This is a genomic window from Anaeromyxobacter dehalogenans 2CP-C, from assembly GCF_000013385.1.
GTDB classification, from domain to species: Bacteria; Myxococcota; Myxococcia; order Myxococcales; family Anaeromyxobacteraceae; genus Anaeromyxobacter; species Anaeromyxobacter dehalogenans_B.
This window is the reverse complement of record NC_007760.1, coordinates 3,834,962-3,850,414: the sequence shown is the minus strand read 5'-3', so window position 1 is coordinate 3,850,414 and position 15,453 is coordinate 3,834,962. Positions and strand designations below refer to the sequence as shown.

Here is a 15,453-nt window from a genome sequence, read left to right as displayed (position 1 = left end):
CCTTGAGGCGGCGGAGGATACCAGGGGCCCTGGGCGGGGCGGCGCGGCAAAATGGACGGGCCCGGGCGCCTCGTCGGCACCCGGGCCCGCGGCGTTCCGTCGCGCTACTTCGTGCTGCGGGTGCCGCCCGGCGGCGCGGCAGCCCCGGCGTTCCCGGCGAGCCCGGCGCCGAGCTCCGAGACGAGGCGGTCGGCGCCGTAGATGCGCGCGAGCGCGTGGAGGATGGCGGACGAGTGGACCGCGACGGCGCGGTTCGCCGAGTCGTCGAACCCGTAGTCGCCGCCGAGCGAGGCCAGGTTCCCGTCGAAGGCCAGCCCCACGATGCGGAGGTCGCGGTCGAACACCGGCGAGCCGGAGTTGCCGCCGATGATGTCGTTGTCGGTGACGAAGTCGAGCGGCGTGGCCAGGTCGAGGCGGGGCTTCGCGTCCAGCCAGCTCTTCGGGAGCGCGTAGGGCTCGCTGCCGGTGTGGCGCTCGAACGCGCCCGCGAAGGTGGTGAACGGCGGCACCTCGCGGCCGTCCTGCTTCCAGCCCTTCACCTGGCCGTAGGAGAGCCGCGGCGAGAAGGTGGCGTCCGGGTAGATGCTCCGGCCGTAGGCGGCGAACCGGGCCTGCGCGATGAGCGCCTGGTTCCGGGTCTCGACCGAGTCCACCTCGTCCTCCCACCGCGTCCGGATCGCGCGGGCGTCGGCGTCGGTGGCGCGCGCGAGCGCGATGAGCGGGTCCTTGCTCGCCTCCACGGCGGCCGCGCCACCGTCCCAGAGCGCCTTGCGGACCGCCGGGTCGCGCAGCGCCGTGCCGGCCACCGCCTTGCGCGCGATCTCGGCGGGCGACGCGGTCCCGAGCGCGTGCTTCACGGCGGGGTGATCCGTCCCGAGCCGCTCGCGGACCTTCTCCAGCCAGAACCCGAGCCGGACGGTCTCGTACGCGGCGTCGATGGGCGCGCTGCTGGTGACGCTGTCCGCGAGCGAGGGGAGGGCGGTGTCGCGGTACTCCTTCAGCCGCTCGCCGTCCGGCTTCTTCCGCTCCTCGGCGGCGCGCACCAGGTGCCGCGCCATCCAGAACAGGTCGCCGCCGATCCGGGTGCGCCCCGAGGGGAAGAGCTCGAGCCAGTCGTAGGGGACGTCGAGCGCGCGCGCCCGCACCTGCGCGGCCGCGATGCGGTCCCAGGCCGGGAGGTACTTCCGGGCCTTCGCCGGATCGCGGCGCAGCGCGGCGCGGAGCCGGTTCTCCTCCGCCACCTTCGACGCGAAGAACGCCGGATCGCGGAGCGCGGCGAGCTGGCCGCGGCGCGCCTTCACGCTGTTCTCGTTGTAGAAGAGCCGCGAGGTGGAGACGCGCTTCGCCTCCGGGCCGGTGAGCTGGAACCCGGTGAGCAGGCCGCGCTCCTCGGCCAGCCGCTCGAGCGAGTCGGGCAGCGCGCGGTCGCGCACGTACTCGAGCTGCGCCACCGTGAGCAGCCGCTCGGTCTTGCCGGGGTTCCCGGACACGAACGTGAGCGCGCCCGCCGGGGCGCCGGCCGGCGACCAGGTGAAGTGCTCCGCGGTCGGCGCCGGCTTGCCGTCCCGGTACACGCGGATGAACGCGACGTCGAGGTCGTACCGCGGGAACATGAAGTTGTCGGGGTCGCCGCCGAAGAACGCGATGGCGAACTCCGGCGCGAACACGAGGCGCACGTCGTCGTAGCGGCGGTACTGGTAGAGGCTGTAGACGCCGCCGTGGTACAGCTCCACCAGCTCGCAGCGCAGGCCCGCGTCGCCGCCCTGGCACTCCTTCTCGATCGCGGCCTTCTGCGCCTGGAGCGCGGCGTTGAACCGCGCGCCCTCCAGCCCCGCCAGCGCGCCGTGCACCCGCTTCGTCACGTCGGTGATCCGGAGCAGCTGGTCCACCTGCATCGCGGGGCAGCGCAGCTCCTCCGCGCCGGAGCGCGCGAGGTACCCGCTCGCCACCAGGTCGCGCCCGGCGCTGGAGAGCTCCTCCACGCACTCGTGCACGCAGTGGTGGTTGGTCATCACCAGGCCGCCGTCCGAGACGAACGACGCCGAGCAGCCGCGGGCGAGGCGGGCGGAGGCGAGCCGGGCGCGGTCGAGCCAGGCCCGGGACGGATCGAAGCCGTACTTGCGGGCCACGCGGTCCGACGGGAACGCGTCGTAGGTCCACATCCCCTCGTCGGCGAGGCCGGCGAGCGGGGTGGCGAGGAGCAGCGCGAGCAGGAGTCGCTTCACGGTGTGGGATCTCCGGGCGAGGTGGGCCGCCCGGAGGGGCGGCCCGATCCAGGTTGGAACAGCATCGTACGGAGGAAAGGTGCACTCGGACGTGACAGGCGGCGAGGGGGCGTCGCCCCTTCTGGCCCGCCGTCCGGCCACCGCGCCGGCCGCCTGCTCGAGCCGCGGCTTCATGAACCATGAGTGAATGCGGGCCTGGCATCGAACCACCCGGGAACACGGAAGAAAAGGGGCGCTCGCTCGCCCGGTGGCAGGTTTGACACCCTCTCGGCAAGCCGCCTATAAGGGCGGACGATGAACCGGCTCAAGCTCTGGCTCTATGCGCTCATCGTGGTCGGGGCCGGTGCGGCCGCCCTCCACCTCCTCACCTCCGACCTCCGGGCGAGCGCCCTGCGCCAGCTCGACGGGCGGCTACAGGCCGGCGCCGCGCGGCTCGCCGCGTCGCAGCACGCGCTGCAGGCGGAGGCGAACGGGGTGGCGGCGCTCGCGGCCCGCGACGCCGCGCTCCTCCAGGCGCTCGCCCCGGCGGCCGCGCCCGCGGCGAAGGGCAAGGGCGCCCCGGCTGCGGCGCCGGATCCGGCCGCGCGCGCCGCGGCGCTCGACGCCGCGGCGGCGGCCGCGCTCGGCGCGGCGCAGTCCGAGCTGGGAACGGCCCTGGCGGGCGCGCGCGCGGTGGCGGTGGACGCGGCCGAGCTGGATCGGCGCGCGGCCGAGCCGTCCGCGGACGCCGACGTCGTCGCCGCGCTGCGCGAGGCGCTCGCCGGCAAGCCGCGGCGCGCCGTCGCCCGGGCGCAGGGCGGGCTCGCGCTCGCCGTGGCGGTCCCGGCCGGCGGCGCCGGCGCGCTCGCGGTGGTGGTCCCGCTCGACGCCGCCTGGCTTCGCGGCGTCGCCGCGGGCACCGGCGTGGACCTGACCCTCGCCGTGCCCGGCGCGAAGATCGCGTCCTCGGCGCCGGCCGGCGCCGACGCGCTCGCGGCCGCCGCGCGCGGCGCCGCCGGGCGCGAGCGCGACGCGGGGCGGCTCGCGCCGGTGAAGGTGGACGTGCTCGGCGTCGGCGTCGGCGCGCACGGGTTCCTGGTCGGCGCCGCCCCGGCGCACCGGGTCCTCGCGGTGCCGGTCGCCGGGCTCCAGGACGCGGCGGTGGTGGTGTCCGCGCAGGCGGCGCCGGCGCTCGCGCCGGTGGTGCGGCTGCAGTGGAACGGCGCGGCGCTCCTCGCGCTGCTGCTGGTGCTCGGCCTGCTGTTCGGCGTGCTGGTGCGCAGCGCCGAGCCGGCGCCGGACGTGCCGGCCGACCTGCTCGCCGCCGCGGACCGGATCGGCCGCGGCGACTTCGCGGCCCGCGCGCCGGCCATGGCCGGCAAGATGGGCACGCTCTCGGCCGCGCTGAACCGCGCCACCGAGGCCGCCGGCGCCGCGGCGCACGGCCCGGCCCCGTCGCTGACGCAGGAGTTCTTCGCCGCGCAGGCCCCGGCCCCCGAGCCGGAGAGCTTCAGGCTCCCGCCGCGCCCCCCGCCGGCGCCGGTGCCCCCGCCGCCCGCCGCCGGCGCCACGCAGCGGCTCGACGCCAGCGCGCTGCAGGGCGGCGCGTTCGAGGCGGCGCCCGTCCCGGCCCGCCCGCCGCCGGCGATCGTGCCCGAGCCGCCGCAGGCCGCCCCCGCCGACCTGCTCCAGGCTGCGGCGCGCACCGCCGCGCCGGAGCCGGGGAGCGACGAGGAGCACTGGCGCGAGGTCTTCCGCGACTTCCTCCGGGTCCGCGGCGAGTGCGGCGAGCCGGTGGAGGGGCTCACGTTCGAGCGCTTCCGCCAGAAGCTCGAGCAGAACCGCGCCACCCTGGTCGCGAAGTACGGCTGCCGCACGGTCCGCTTCCAGGTCTACGTGAAGGAAGGCAAGACCGCGCTGAAGGCGACGCCGGTGAGGTAGACCGCCGGGCGGGCGCTGCGCCCCCGCTCCCCCCTGCTTCGCCGCGCGATCAGGCGCCGCGTGCCGCCTGCGCCTGCGGCCGCGCCACCGGCAGCCTCAGCGTGAACGTCGCGCCCGCGCCTGGCGAGGACGCCGCGTCGAGCGCGCCGCCGTGCTCCTCGGCGATGCGGCGCGCGATGGCGAGCCCGAGCCCCGTGCCGCCGGGCTTGGTGGTGAAGTAGGGCTCGAACACGCGCTCCAGGTCGCCGGGCGCGATCCCCGGGCCGGAGTCGGACACCTCGAACGCCACCGCGTCCCGGTCGCGGTACGCCGCCAGGCGCAGGCGCCCGCCGGACGGCATCGCGTCGAGCGCGTTGCGGACCAGGTTGAGCAGCACCTGCATGACCTGGTCGCGGTCGGCCAGCACCGCCGGGAGGTCCGGCGCGATGGCCCGCTCGACCTCGACGCCCGGGGGCGCCGCCGGGAACAGCGCCAGCACCGCCGCCGCCAGCTCCTCCGCCGGCACCTCGGCGCGCTCCGGCGCGGGCAGGCGCGCGAAGCGGCTGAACTCGTCCACGATCCGCTTCAGCCGCCGGACCTCCTCGCCGATGGCCTGCGTGCCCTCGTCGAAGATCTCCGGGAAGTCGGCGCGCCCCTGCGCGTGCGCCTCGCGGAGCGTCTCCACGCTCATGGCGATGGGGGTGAGCGGGTTCTTGATCTCGTGCGCCAGGCGGCGGGCCACCTCGCGCCAGGCCGCGATGCGCTCCGCCTGCGCGAGCCGGACGCGCCCCTGCGCCAGGTCCTGCGTCATGGCGTTGAACGCGCGCACCAGCTCGCCCACCTCGCCGCCGGCGCGGACGTCCACGCGGGCGGCGAGGTCCCCGCCGGCGACGCGCGCCGCCGCGGCCCGCAGCCCCTCCAGCGGCCGGGTGATGCGCGCCGCCAGCACCGCGCCCAGCGTCGCCGCGGCCGCCACGCCCGCGGCGAGCGCGCCCAGGAACGCGAGCAGCACGGTGGTCTCGGCGCGCGCCAGCCCCTCGGACGCGAGCGACACCTCCACCCGCGCCACCGGGGCGTCGGCCGGGCCGAGCGCGATGGTCCGGCGCGGCGCGGCCGAGAGGCCGCCGAACAGCAGGCGCAGCCGCCGCCAGCCGCGCGCCGGACCGGGCGCCTCCGCCGACGCGGCCGCCACCACCTCGCCGTCCGCGGAGCGGATCACCACCGCGCCGCCGGTCAGCGCGGCGAGGCGGGCCGCGCGGGCCTCGGTGAGCGCGACGCCGCCGGCGACGCGCAGCGGCGGCTCGCCCGGCCCGGGCGCCCAGGCCACCAGCGCCAGCACCGGCTCGACGCCCTCCGGCCCGGCCCGCGAGACGACGCGGGGCACCGCGCGCCCGGGGCGCGCCGCGCCGGGGAGGTCGGCCAGCTCCGGGTCGGGATCGCCGGCGCGACCGGGCAGGTGGCCCGACGAGACCACCCGCCCGTCGGCCTCCAGCACCGCGAGCACGTCGAGCCCGCGCGGCCCCATCCACTCGCCGGCGCGCGCCGCCGCCTCGGCGAGCTCGGCCCCGTCGGCGGCGCGGTCGCGCGCGAGCGCCTCCAGCTCCGGCGCGCGCGAGAGATCGGTCACCGCCCCGGCGGCGTGCTCGCCCAGGCGCGCCAGCTCCTTCTGCACCGCGGCCGCGGCGCCGTCCAGGCGGGCGGCGTGCTCGGTGGTGAGCGCGCGCCCCAGCGCCCGCGACACCGGCACCAGCGTGGCCGCGAGCGGCACCGCCGCGAACAGCGAGAACGCGAGCGCGAGCTTCGTTCGGAGCGTCATCGCGCGCCTCCCCCCAGCAGCCAGAGATCGCCCGGGTCGATCCCGCCGTCGGCGCGCGGCGACGCGCCCTGCAGCGCGGGCGCGGGCGAGGCGCGCTGGCCCGACGCGAACAGCGGCACGAGATCGAGCGACCGCTCCAGCTCGGCGGCGCGCGCCAGCGCGGCCGGGCCGTCGAGCCCCGCGAGCGCGGCCATGGCGCGGCGCGCGGCGGCCGGCCCGCGGGTGGCCAGCGCCACCTGGCCGGCGGCGAGCGCCGGGCGCAGCCCGAGGACCGGGACCGAGACGACCGCCACCTCGCAGTCGCCGGCGGCGAGGCGCGCCGCGAAGCGCTCCGGCGGCGCCTCCTCCACCGAGGCGCGGATCCCCGCGTCGTGGAGCTTCACCTGCAGGCGATCCGCGGCGGCCCGGGCCTCGGGCGCGCCGGCCGGGACGAGCAGGGTGAGCTGCCGCGGGGCCGGCGTGGTCGCGAGCGGCGCCGGGAGCGGGCGCGGCCGGCCGGGCAGGAGGGCCGGGGGCACCAGCGTCTCGAGCGGCGCGGAGGGGCCGCGCACGAAGCGGCGGGCCAGCTCGCCCCGGTCCACCGCCTCCAGCGCGCGCCGCACCGCCTCGGTGCCCGCGCCCAGGCGCGACCGCTGGAGCGCCAGCACGGTGACGGTGAGCGGCGCGGCGGGGACGGCGCCGTCCGAGACCGCCTCCGGCCGGAGGGCCAGCTCCGCCTGGCCGCGCTCGAGCGCGCGCGCCGCGTCCCGCGCGCCGGCGGCGCCGAGCAGCAGGCGGTCGGCGAACGGGAGGCCGCGCAGCGCGTGCGGGTTGGGCGCGAGCCGGACGCCGCGCGCGTCGCGCCCGTCGAGCACGAACGGGCCGGCGCCCGCGCCGCGCGACGACACCACCGCCGAGGGGAGCGCGGCGAGCGCCCAGGGGAGCTCCGGGAACGGGAACGCGAGCACGATGCGCAGCTCCAGGTCCGAGAGCACCTCGAGCCCCGCCGGCGCGGCGGCGCGCCCGTCCAGCACCGCGTCCGCGCCCGCGACCGGGAGCAGCACCCAGGCGTGCGGGGACGGCTCGCGCGCGGGGCCGCTCCGCGCGAGCAGGCGCGCCAGGCTCGCCGCCACGTCGGCGGCGCGGAGCGGCGTGCCGTCGCCGAAGCGCAGCCCGGGGCGGAGGCGCAGCCGGTAGGCAACCCCGCCCGGCTCGGGCGCGGGGAGCTCGGCGAGCAGGCCCGGCGCGAGGCCGCCGCCGGCGTCGAGCTCCACGAGCGTCGCCTGCAGCGCGCGCACCAGCGCCAGGTCCTGGGGCGCGGTGGCCTGCGCCGGATCGCCCACGCGCGGCGTCGCGGGGAGCAGCACGCGGAGCTCGCCGCCCGAGGCGGGCGGGACCGCGGCCGCGGCGCGGCGGGCCAGGCCGGCGCCGAGCGAGAGCGCGAGGCAGAGCGCGGCGGCGCGCCGGATCACCGGGCCTCCCGCGCGTCCGCGCTCACCAGCAGGAGCGTCGTGACCGGCCGGCCGTCCGGGCCGGCGGCGATCGACGCGAGGACCGCGTCGTCCACGCCGTCGCCGGTGAGGTCCCCGCCGGCGCCCGCCAGGATGCGCCCGGCGATCGGGCCCGACTCGGCGAGCGGCGGGCCGCCGGAGGTGCGCAGCACGCGGACGCGATCGGGCGCCCCGGGGCCGGGCTCGGACGCCACCAGCTCCGCCGCGCCGTCGCCGTCGAGATCCGCGAGCGCCAGGCCGGCGCCCACGCCGCGGAGCGGCGGGGCGGCGGGCGCGAGGTCGGCGCCGAGCAGGTCGAGCCGGCCGTCCACGCCCAGCGCGGCGACGGCCACGCGGCCGCCGTGCGGCGCCGCGGTCGCGCGGTAGAGGCGCCGCGGCGCGGCCGGCGCGGCGGCGTCCGCTGGGGCGGCTGCCGGCGTCACGCCGGCCGGATCGGCGGCGAGCCGGTCGAGCAGCTCGCCGCGCCCGGGCGCGAACGCGCCCCACACGCGCAGGCCCTCGGCGGCGCAGAGCGGGGTGCCGTCGAGCGCGCCGGCGGGCTGGAGCGCGCCGTCGCGGAGCGCGAGCACCTCGCCGCGCGCCGCGCCCGCCAGGCGCACCGCGATCCGCCCGCCGCCGAAGTCGCCCACCGCCAGCGCGGCGGCGGGCGCGCGCACCGGCGTGCGCTCCCCCGGGTCGAGCGGGCGCCGCGCCACCGGCGCGCCGGCGGTGGAGATCACCCAGGCCTCCGACGCGGTCACGGCCACGATCGCGCGGACGCCGGCCTCGCCCGGCTCGCCCACCGCGACCGCCAGGACCTCGTCCGGCACCTGCCCGATCGCGCGCACGCTCGCGAAGCCCGCGCCGGCCGGCCGGTCCTCGCGGGCGAGCAGCAGCGCGTCCGGATCCGCGGGCGCCCGGGCCTGCACCAGCCGCGGCGGGATGGCGCGCGCGCCCGGGCGGTGCTGCAGGAAGAACGACGCCCAGGCCGGGATCGCCTCGCCGACCAGCGACAGCTCGCGCCGCCCCGGCACCAGCCCGGCCTGCACGCGCAGGAGCCAGTCCTGGCCGGAGGCGCGCGCCGCCTCCTCGGCCTCGCTGGCCGGGACGCGGGCCGGGGTCACGGCGTAGCCGCGCCGGGCGAGCGCCGCCTCCAGCGCGGCCTCGAGCGGCGCCGCCAGCGCACGCGCCCGCGTCTCCACCGAGAGCGTCAGCGCGCGCCGGCCGTCCGGCGGCGGCCCGAGCGCGTCCGCGAGCGCCTCGGCGGCGGCGGTGAGCGCCGGGGGCGCGGCGCCGGGCGCCTGGGCGCGGGCGGGGAGGGCGGCGAGCGCGAGGGCGGCGAGCAGCGCGGGCGGGAGCACGGGGATGGCCGCCCGCGGCGTCAATGGTCGTCCATGAAGAAGTTCTGCGGCGCGGAGCCGGGGTGCGACGAGGCCTCCTGCGCCGGCGCGGTGCCGGAGAGGAACGGCAGCGCGGGGGCGCCGGCCTGGTCGGGCGGGGCGAGCATGCCGCTCTGCGGATCGACCCGCGCCAGCTCGACGCCGGGCACCGGATCGAAGTCGGTCGCGGGCCGTCCGCCCAGCGCGCCCTGCATGAACGCGATCCACGCCGGGAGCGCCGCCACCGCGCCGGTCTCGCGCGGCCCGAGCGGCGAGTGGTCGTCGAAGCCGACCCACACGCCCGCGACCAGCTCCGGCGTGTAGCCGACGAACCAGGCGTCGCGGTGGTCCTGGGCGGTGCCGGTCTTGCCGGCGGCGGGCCGCGCCAGCACGCGCGCGGCGGCGCCCGTCCCGCCCTCGATCACGCCCCGCAGCATCGAGGTGACGACGTACGAGACGTCGGGCCGGGTGCCCGAGGCCGGGACCACGAACGGCGCGGGGGCGGCGGTGGCGCCCGCGCCGGCGATCGCCGGGGCCGCGGCGGCGAGCGCGCCGGCGGCCGCGTCCGCGGGGGCCGGGGCGGCCGCAGGGGCGGCGGGGGTGGGCGCGGCGGCCGGGGCCGCGGGGGCGCCGGCCGGATCGACGGCGGACGCGGTCACCACCACCGCGCCGTCCGGGGACGGCGCCGGCGGCGCGACCGGCCGCTGCTCCTCCAGCACCTTGCCGGTGCGGTCGCGCACGCGCAGCACCACCAGCGGCGGCGTCTGGAAGCCGTTCGCCGCGAGGCTCGCGTACGCGTTCACCAGCTCGATGGGCAGCACCTCGCCGGTCCCGAGCGCGAGCGTGAGGTTGCGCGGCAGCTCGGACGCGATCCCCATCCGCTTCGAGAAGCCGATGACCGCGTCCACCCCGAGCGCGTCCACCAGCTTCACCGAGACGGTGTTCTTGGAGTGGGCCAGCGCCGAGGCCAGCAGCATGGGGCCGTCGAACTGGTCCTTCTCGAAGTTGCGCGGCTTCCACTCCTTGCCGGTCCACGGGTCGCGGTAGAGGTCGGGGGTGTCGTAGACCACCGTGGCCGGGGTGAAGCGGCGCGACTCGATGGCGGCGCCCCACACGAACGGCTTCATGGCGCTGCCAGGCTGCCGGCGCGCCTGCGTGGCGCGGTTGAACTGGGACGCCTGGAAGTCGAGCCCGCCCACCAGCGCGCGCACGCCGCGGGTGGCCGGGTCGATGGCCACCAGCGCGCCCTGCACGAGCGGGGTCTGCTCCAGCGCGAGCGGCAGCGGCTTGCCGGCGGCCGCGGTGCGCGCGGCCGGCACCTTCCCCGGCACCACGCGCACGTTCACCACGTCGCCCGGCTGCAGCACCGTGGACAGCTTCTTCGGCGCGGCGGTGGCGGAGGTCGGGTTCCACTTGCGGGCCCAGGCGGCCTGCGCCAGCGTCACCTCGCCGCGCGCGTTGCCCAGGTCCACCACCGCGGCCCGGTCGTCCACCTCCCGCACCAGGCCGGCGTAGACGCCGCCGTCCTCCAGCCGGCGCGCGCGCGCCATGCGCGCCACGTCGCGCTCCTGCTCCGCGTCCTCGCCCGGCTCGATCTGGTCGGGGTTCACGCGCCCGAGGTCCCACACGTACACGTCGCCCGGGCCCGGCTCGATCGCCTCGAGCCGCTTGCGCCAGAGCGGGAGCGCCGCCTCCACCCGCGGCCGGTCGAGGTGGAGGAGCGGGCCCCGCCAGCCCTGGCGCTTGTCCACGGCGCGCAGCGCGCCCTCGAGCGCGGTCTCGGCGGCCGCCTGCAGCCGCGCGTCCATGGCCACGTCCACCTGGAGCCCCTGCGTCTCGACCACCTCGGCGCCGTAGCGCTCGTCCAGGTACTTCCGGACCGCGTCCGCGTACCAGGCGCCGGGCGGATCCTCCGGCGGCGGGCGCGTGCGGATGGCGCGCGCCGCCTCGGCCTCGGCCTGCGCCCGCGTGATGAAGCCCTCCTCCATCATCCGGCGCAGCACGTACTTCTGCCGCTCCTTGGCGCGGGCGGGGTGGTTCACCGGCGACCAGCGCATGGGCGACTGGATCACGCCGGCCAGCGCCGCCGCCTCGCCGAGCGTGAGGTCCTTCACGCCCTTGCCGAAGTAGAAGCGGCTCGCCTCCTCCACGCCGTAGCGCCGGTGCCCGAAGTAGATCTGGTTCAGGTACAGGTAGAGGATCTCGTCCTTGGTCAGGTTCTGCTCGAGCCGCGGCGCGAGCACGAGCTCCTTCACCTTGCGCTTCACGCGCCACTCGGTGGGCAGCAGGAACGTCTTCACCACCTGCTGCGTGATGGTCGAGCCGCCGCACTTCACGCCGCCGCCCAGCAGCCCCTTCGCCGCGCAGCGCGCGATGGCGAGGTAGTTCACGCCCTCGTGCTCGTAGAAGCGCGCGTCCTCCGCCGCGAGCACCGCCTTCTTCAGCACGTCCGGGATGCCGTCGATCGGCACCACGGTGCGGCGCTCGCGGGCGAACTGGAACACCTCCTCGCCGTCGGCGCCGAAGACGCGGGTGGAGACGAGCGGCGCGTAGTCCTTCAGGCCGTCGAACGCGGGCAGCTCCCGGGTCCAGGCGACGAGCAGGCCGCCGCCGAGCAGCCCGCCGGCGAGCACGGTCAGGGCGGCGGCGCGGAGGAGCCGCTTCGACTTGCGGGAGATGCGACGGCGCACGCGCGGCGGCTCCTCGCCCTCGGCGGCGCGGACGGCGGCCGGGGGCGGTGTGGCGGGGTGGGAGGGGGTGTCCACGGCGAGGGCTCGAACGATAGCTCCCGGGGTGGCGTCCGGCAAAGCGCCGCGGCGGCGAAAGGTCATGCCCCTGGGGGAGCAGTCGGCGTGCCAGGGGCCCCATCGTCATGGAACGCGCGGCGGCGCAGCGGATTCCGTGCGGGCGTGTCCCGGGCGACACGCCGGCAGTGGCCGGGGCGACACGGCCGGGCAGGGGCGGGCGGGCGGCTACTCGGCGCCGCGCTTGATGCCGAGCGCGCGCATCTTCTTGTAGAGGTGGCTCCGCTCCAGGCCCAGGGCCCGGGCGGTGTCGGACACGTTGTCCTGGTGCGCCTCGAGGGCGGCGAGCACGATCTCGCGCTCGGCCTCCTCGACCAGCTCGTGGAACGCGGCGCCGGCGCGCAGGCGATCGCCGCGCGGGCGGCGGGCGCCGGGCAGCATCGCCACCACGTCGTCGGCGCCGATCTCCGGGCCGTCGCAGAGGATGGCGAGCCGCTCCACCAGGTTGCGCAGCTCGCGCACGTTGCCGGGCCAGTCGTGCGTCTGGAGCGCGGCGATGGCCTCGCGGCCCAGGCGCATGGCCCGGCGCCCGTTCCGCTCGCAGGCCTCGCCCAGGAAGCGCGCCGCCAGCTCCGGCACGTCCTCCTTGTGCTCGCGCAGCGCCGGCGTGTGGATGGGCACGACGTTGAGCCGGTAGTAGAGGTCCTCGCGGAAGCGGCCCGCGGCCACCTCGGCCTGCAGGTCCTTGTTGGTGGCGGCCACCACCCGCACGTCGCAGCGCAGCGTCTGCTGGCCGCCCACGCGCTCCAGCTCGCCCTCCTGCAGCACGCGCAGCACCTTCGCCTGCATGGCGGCGGGCATGTCGCCCACCTCGTCGAGGAACAGCGTCCCGCCGTCCGCCTGCTCGAACCGGCCGCGGCGCGCCGCCACCGCGCCGGTGAACGCGCCGCGCTCGTGGCCGAACAGCTCGCTCTCGATCAGCTCGGCCGGCACCGCGGCGCAGTTCAGCTTCACGAACGGGCGGTCGCGCCGCCGCGACTGGTCGTGGATGGCGCGCGCCACCAGCTCCTTGCCGGTGCCGTTCTCGCCGGTGATGAGCACGCGGCCCTCGGACGGCGCGGTGCGGCGCACCAGGTCGAACAGCCGCTGCATGGCCGGGCCGCCGCCGATCATCTCGAGCTGGCCCGCCGCGCGCCGCAGCGCCGCGTTCTCGGCGCGGAGCGACTGGAGCGCGAGCGCGTTCTTCACCGCGACGAGCAGCTTCTCCTTCTCGGTGATGGGCTTCTCGAGGTAGTCGAACGCGCCGAGCTTGAAGGCGCTGCGCACGGTGTCGATCGAGCCGTGCCCGGACATGATCACGACGGGCAGCTCCGGCCGGGTCTCGCGTGCCTTCTGGAGCACTGCGAGCCCGTCCAGGTCGGGCATCCGCACATCCATGACCACCACGTCCACCGGGAGTGCGGCGAGCTTCTCGAGCGCCTCGCGGCCGCCGGAGGCGGTCTCGACCGCGTAGCCCTCCATGGAGAGCGCGCGCGAGAGCGTGAGCTGGATGTTGCGTTCGTCGTCCACGACGAGGACCGTCGCCGGCATGCCGGGATGTTAATCCCGGATGGTTCTGCGAGAAGGAAATCCTTTGACAGCCGATCCGAATGGAGCCAATAAGCGGACGTCCCCAAGTTCCCAGACTTGTCATTTTACGACTGGAGGTCGTCATGCGTCGTGTTCTCCTTCTCGCCCTGACCGTGTCAGGCGCCCTCGTCCTCGGCGGCTGTCCGTCGAAGCCCAAGAACGGTGAGTGCAAGACCAGCCAGGACTGCGCCGAGCAGGAAGGGTACGGCAAGGTCTGCGTCGAGGGCCGCTGCCAGGAGTGCGGCCAGGACTCCGACTGCAAGGAGGGCTTCGTGTGCCGCGCCAACGCGTGCGTTCCGAAGCCCCAGTGCGCGGCCGACACCGACTGCCCCGCCGGCCAGACGTGCCAGGGCGAGCGCTGCGTGGCCCGCGAGCCCGGCTCCTGCGCGTCGGATCGCGACTGCGGCGCCGGTGAGAAGTGCCAGGCCGGTCGCTGCGCCGCCGCCGCCCCCGAGGCGTCCGTCCCGCCCGAGTGCGCCGACGTCACCGCCTTCAGCGTCCACTTCGCGTTCGACCGCTCGAACCTGACGGCCGACTCGCAGCAGAACCTGCAGAAGCTGGCCGACTGCCTGAAGCAGGCCCCGGCGAAGCGCGTGCTCGTGCAGGGCAACTGCGACGAGCGCGGCACCGCGCAGTACAACGTCGCGCTCGGCAACCGCCGCGCCGAGGCCGCCAAGAAGTACCTGACCGATCTCGGCGTCGGCTCCACCGTGGACACGGTGAGCTACGGCGAGGAGAAGCCGGTCTGCTCCGAGGCGACCGAGGCCTGCTGGGCCAAGAACCGCCGCGACGACTTCCAGATCGAGCGGTGATCCTCCGCACCTCCATCCGGGCCGCCGCGCCGGCGCTCGCGCTCCTGCTGACCGCATGCTGGGTCCCGCTGGAGCGCGGGCGTCAGATGGAGGCCCGCCTCGACAGGCTCGAGGCGGACTCCGCCGAGCAGCAGCGGGTCGTCGCCGATCGCGTCGCCGCGGTGGATCGCAAGATCGCCGAGGTGCAGCAGAAGATCGACGAGCTGAACCGCGCTGCCCGGCGGAGCGGCGCCGATCTCGGGGTCTCCCTCCAGCGCCTGCAGGACGAGTTCACGCGCGTGAAGGGCGACCTCGAGGTCGAGGCGCACCGCCTCGGGCAGGTCGAGAAGTCCGTCGCCGCCCTCTCCGACCGCACCGACAAGCGCTTCGCCGCCCTCCGCGGCCGCGGCGCGCTCGACGAGCTCGAGGCCAAGGAGCGGATCGGCACGCTCGACCGGCCGGACGACAAGATCTCCTTCCTCGCGCTCGCGCAGAAGGAGGAGGCGACCGGCGACAAGAGCGTCGCGAAGACGCTGTTCGACGAGTACGTGCGCCGCTGGCCGGCCGACGCGATGGCCCCCGAGGCCGCGTTCCGCTCCGGCGAGATCTGCATGGAGCAGAAGCGCTGGCGCGAGGCGCTGGTGGCGTACGGCTGGATCTACGAGAAGGCCCCGCGCTCCGAGCGCGCGCCCGACGCGATGCTGGGCATCGCCCGGGCCATGCTCGAGGTGGACGAGCTGAAGAAGGACGCCCCGGGCGTGCTGAAGGAGCTCGTGGCGAAGTTCCCCAGATCGGACGCCGCCGCGCAGGCGAAGAAGCTCCAGGCCGAGCTCGCCCCGAAGAAGCCGCGCCGGAAGTAGGCGCGTTCCTCTCACCTCCCCCCGAGGTAGGTGGTACACTCCGTCCCGTTCGAGGCGGTGTTCCACCGTGCGTGGAGGGAGAGCGATGGCGAGGATGCGGATCGGCGAGCTGCTCGTGGCGCAGGGCGCCATCGACGCGGTCCAGCTCGAGAGCGCGCTCGCGCACCAGCGCCGCTGGGGCGGGCGCCTCGGCCGCAGCATCGTCAGCCTGGGCTTCCTGGGCGAGCCGATCGTGCTCGGCGCGGTGGGCGCGCAGCTCGGGGTGCCGTTCATGGAGCTGGGCGACCGGCACGTGCCGCCGGCGGTGCTGCGCCTGCTGCCCGAGAAGCTCATCCGCACCCGCAAGGTGCTGCCGCTCTCGCGCGTGAACGAGCCGCGCGGCGCGGCGGTGGTGGTCGCGCTGGCGGACCCGGCCGACCTCGGCGTCCTCGACGAGATCACCTTCGCCACCGGCCTGCGGGTCAAGCCGGTGCTGGCCGCCGAGGACGACCTCGAGCAGGCCATCGCGCGGCTGCTGGACGGCGCGACGCTCCGGCGCGGCGGCTTCGCCTACCGCCCGGACGCGGTGGACCTGCCCGAGGACACGAGCCCCCTCACCCTGCTCCGTCGCGCGGATCCGTCGAGCTACAACTGATCCACGC

10 protein-coding genes are annotated in these 15,453 nt (G+C 77.2%); 4 read left to right on the top strand and 6 right to left on the bottom strand.

All coding sequences use genetic code 11. The features are described 5' to 3' along the window. Positions 1 to 104: 104 nt before the first annotated feature. Positions 105 to 2,225, bottom strand: coding sequence for a S46 family peptidase (locus ADEH_RS17275; RefSeq protein ID WP_011422393.1), 2,121 nt, complete (start codon positions 2,223 to 2,225; stop codon positions 105 to 107). A gap of 294 nt (positions 2,226 to 2,519) precedes the next feature. On the opposite strand from ADEH_RS17275, the gene ADEH_RS17270 reads away from it, so the two are divergent. Next, on the top strand, positions 2,520 to 4,145 hold the full coding sequence (locus ADEH_RS17270; RefSeq protein ID WP_011422392.1) for an MXAN_5187 family protein: 1,626 nt from the start codon (positions 2,520 to 2,522) through the stop codon (positions 4,143 to 4,145). A 49-nt stretch (positions 4,146 to 4,194) separates the two neighbouring features. Here ADEH_RS17270 and ADEH_RS17265 read toward each other — a convergent pair whose 3' ends face one another. The 5 genes from ADEH_RS17265 to ADEH_RS17245 all read right to left on the bottom strand — a co-directional run bounded on the left by ADEH_RS17265 (position 4,195) and on the right by ADEH_RS17245 (position 13,122). Next, a complete protein-coding gene (locus tag ADEH_RS17265) occupies positions 4,195 to 5,940 on the bottom strand; it encodes a sensor histidine kinase (RefSeq protein WP_011422391.1) in 1,746 nt (581 codons plus the stop codon). Next, on the bottom strand, positions 5,937 to 7,391 hold the full coding sequence (locus tag ADEH_RS17260) for an ABC transporter substrate-binding protein (RefSeq protein WP_011422390.1): 1,455 nt from the start codon (positions 7,389 to 7,391) through the stop codon (positions 5,937 to 5,939). The genes ADEH_RS17265 and ADEH_RS17260 overlap by 4 nt, the downstream gene beginning before the upstream one ends. Then, entirely contained in the window at positions 7,388 to 8,770 is a 1,383-nt protein-coding gene (locus ADEH_RS17255) for an FG-GAP repeat domain-containing protein (RefSeq protein WP_232287317.1), read from the bottom strand. Before ADEH_RS17255 ends, ADEH_RS17260 begins: the two co-directional genes overlap by 4 nt. Before the next feature lie 20 nt (positions 8,771 to 8,790). Then, on the bottom strand, positions 8,791 to 11,553 hold the full coding sequence (locus ADEH_RS17250; RefSeq protein ID WP_157061389.1) for a penicillin-binding protein 1A: 2,763 nt from the start codon (positions 11,551 to 11,553) through the stop codon (positions 8,791 to 8,793). Positions 11,554 to 11,760: 207 nt separating this feature from the next. After that, positions 11,761 to 13,122, bottom strand: a complete 1,362-nt coding sequence (locus ADEH_RS17245; protein WP_011422387.1) for a sigma-54-dependent transcriptional regulator — start codon at positions 13,120 to 13,122, stop codon at positions 11,761 to 11,763. Positions 13,123 to 13,274: 152 nt separating this feature from the next. On the opposite strand from ADEH_RS17245, the gene ADEH_RS17240 reads away from it, so the two are divergent. The 3 genes from ADEH_RS17240 to ADEH_RS17230 all read left to right on the top strand — a co-directional run bounded on the left by ADEH_RS17240 (position 13,275) and on the right by ADEH_RS17230 (position 15,446). After that, positions 13,275 to 13,973 carry an OmpA family protein gene (locus ADEH_RS17240; protein ID WP_232287316.1) on the top strand — a complete coding sequence of 233 codons (699 nt, stop codon included), beginning with the start codon at positions 13,275 to 13,277 and terminating at the stop codon, positions 13,971 to 13,973. Then, on the top strand, positions 13,970 to 14,812 hold the full coding sequence (locus ADEH_RS17235) for a tetratricopeptide repeat protein (protein WP_011422385.1): 843 nt from the start codon (positions 13,970 to 13,972) through the stop codon (positions 14,810 to 14,812). Before ADEH_RS17240 ends, ADEH_RS17235 begins: the two co-directional genes overlap by 4 nt. 85 nt (positions 14,813 to 14,897) lie before the next feature. Continuing rightward, positions 14,898 to 15,446 (top strand): general secretion pathway protein GspE, encoded by a 549-nt coding sequence (locus tag ADEH_RS17230; RefSeq protein WP_011422384.1) that lies wholly within the window; start codon positions 14,898 to 14,900, stop codon positions 15,444 to 15,446. The last annotated feature ends 7 nt before the right edge of the window (positions 15,447 to 15,453 follow it).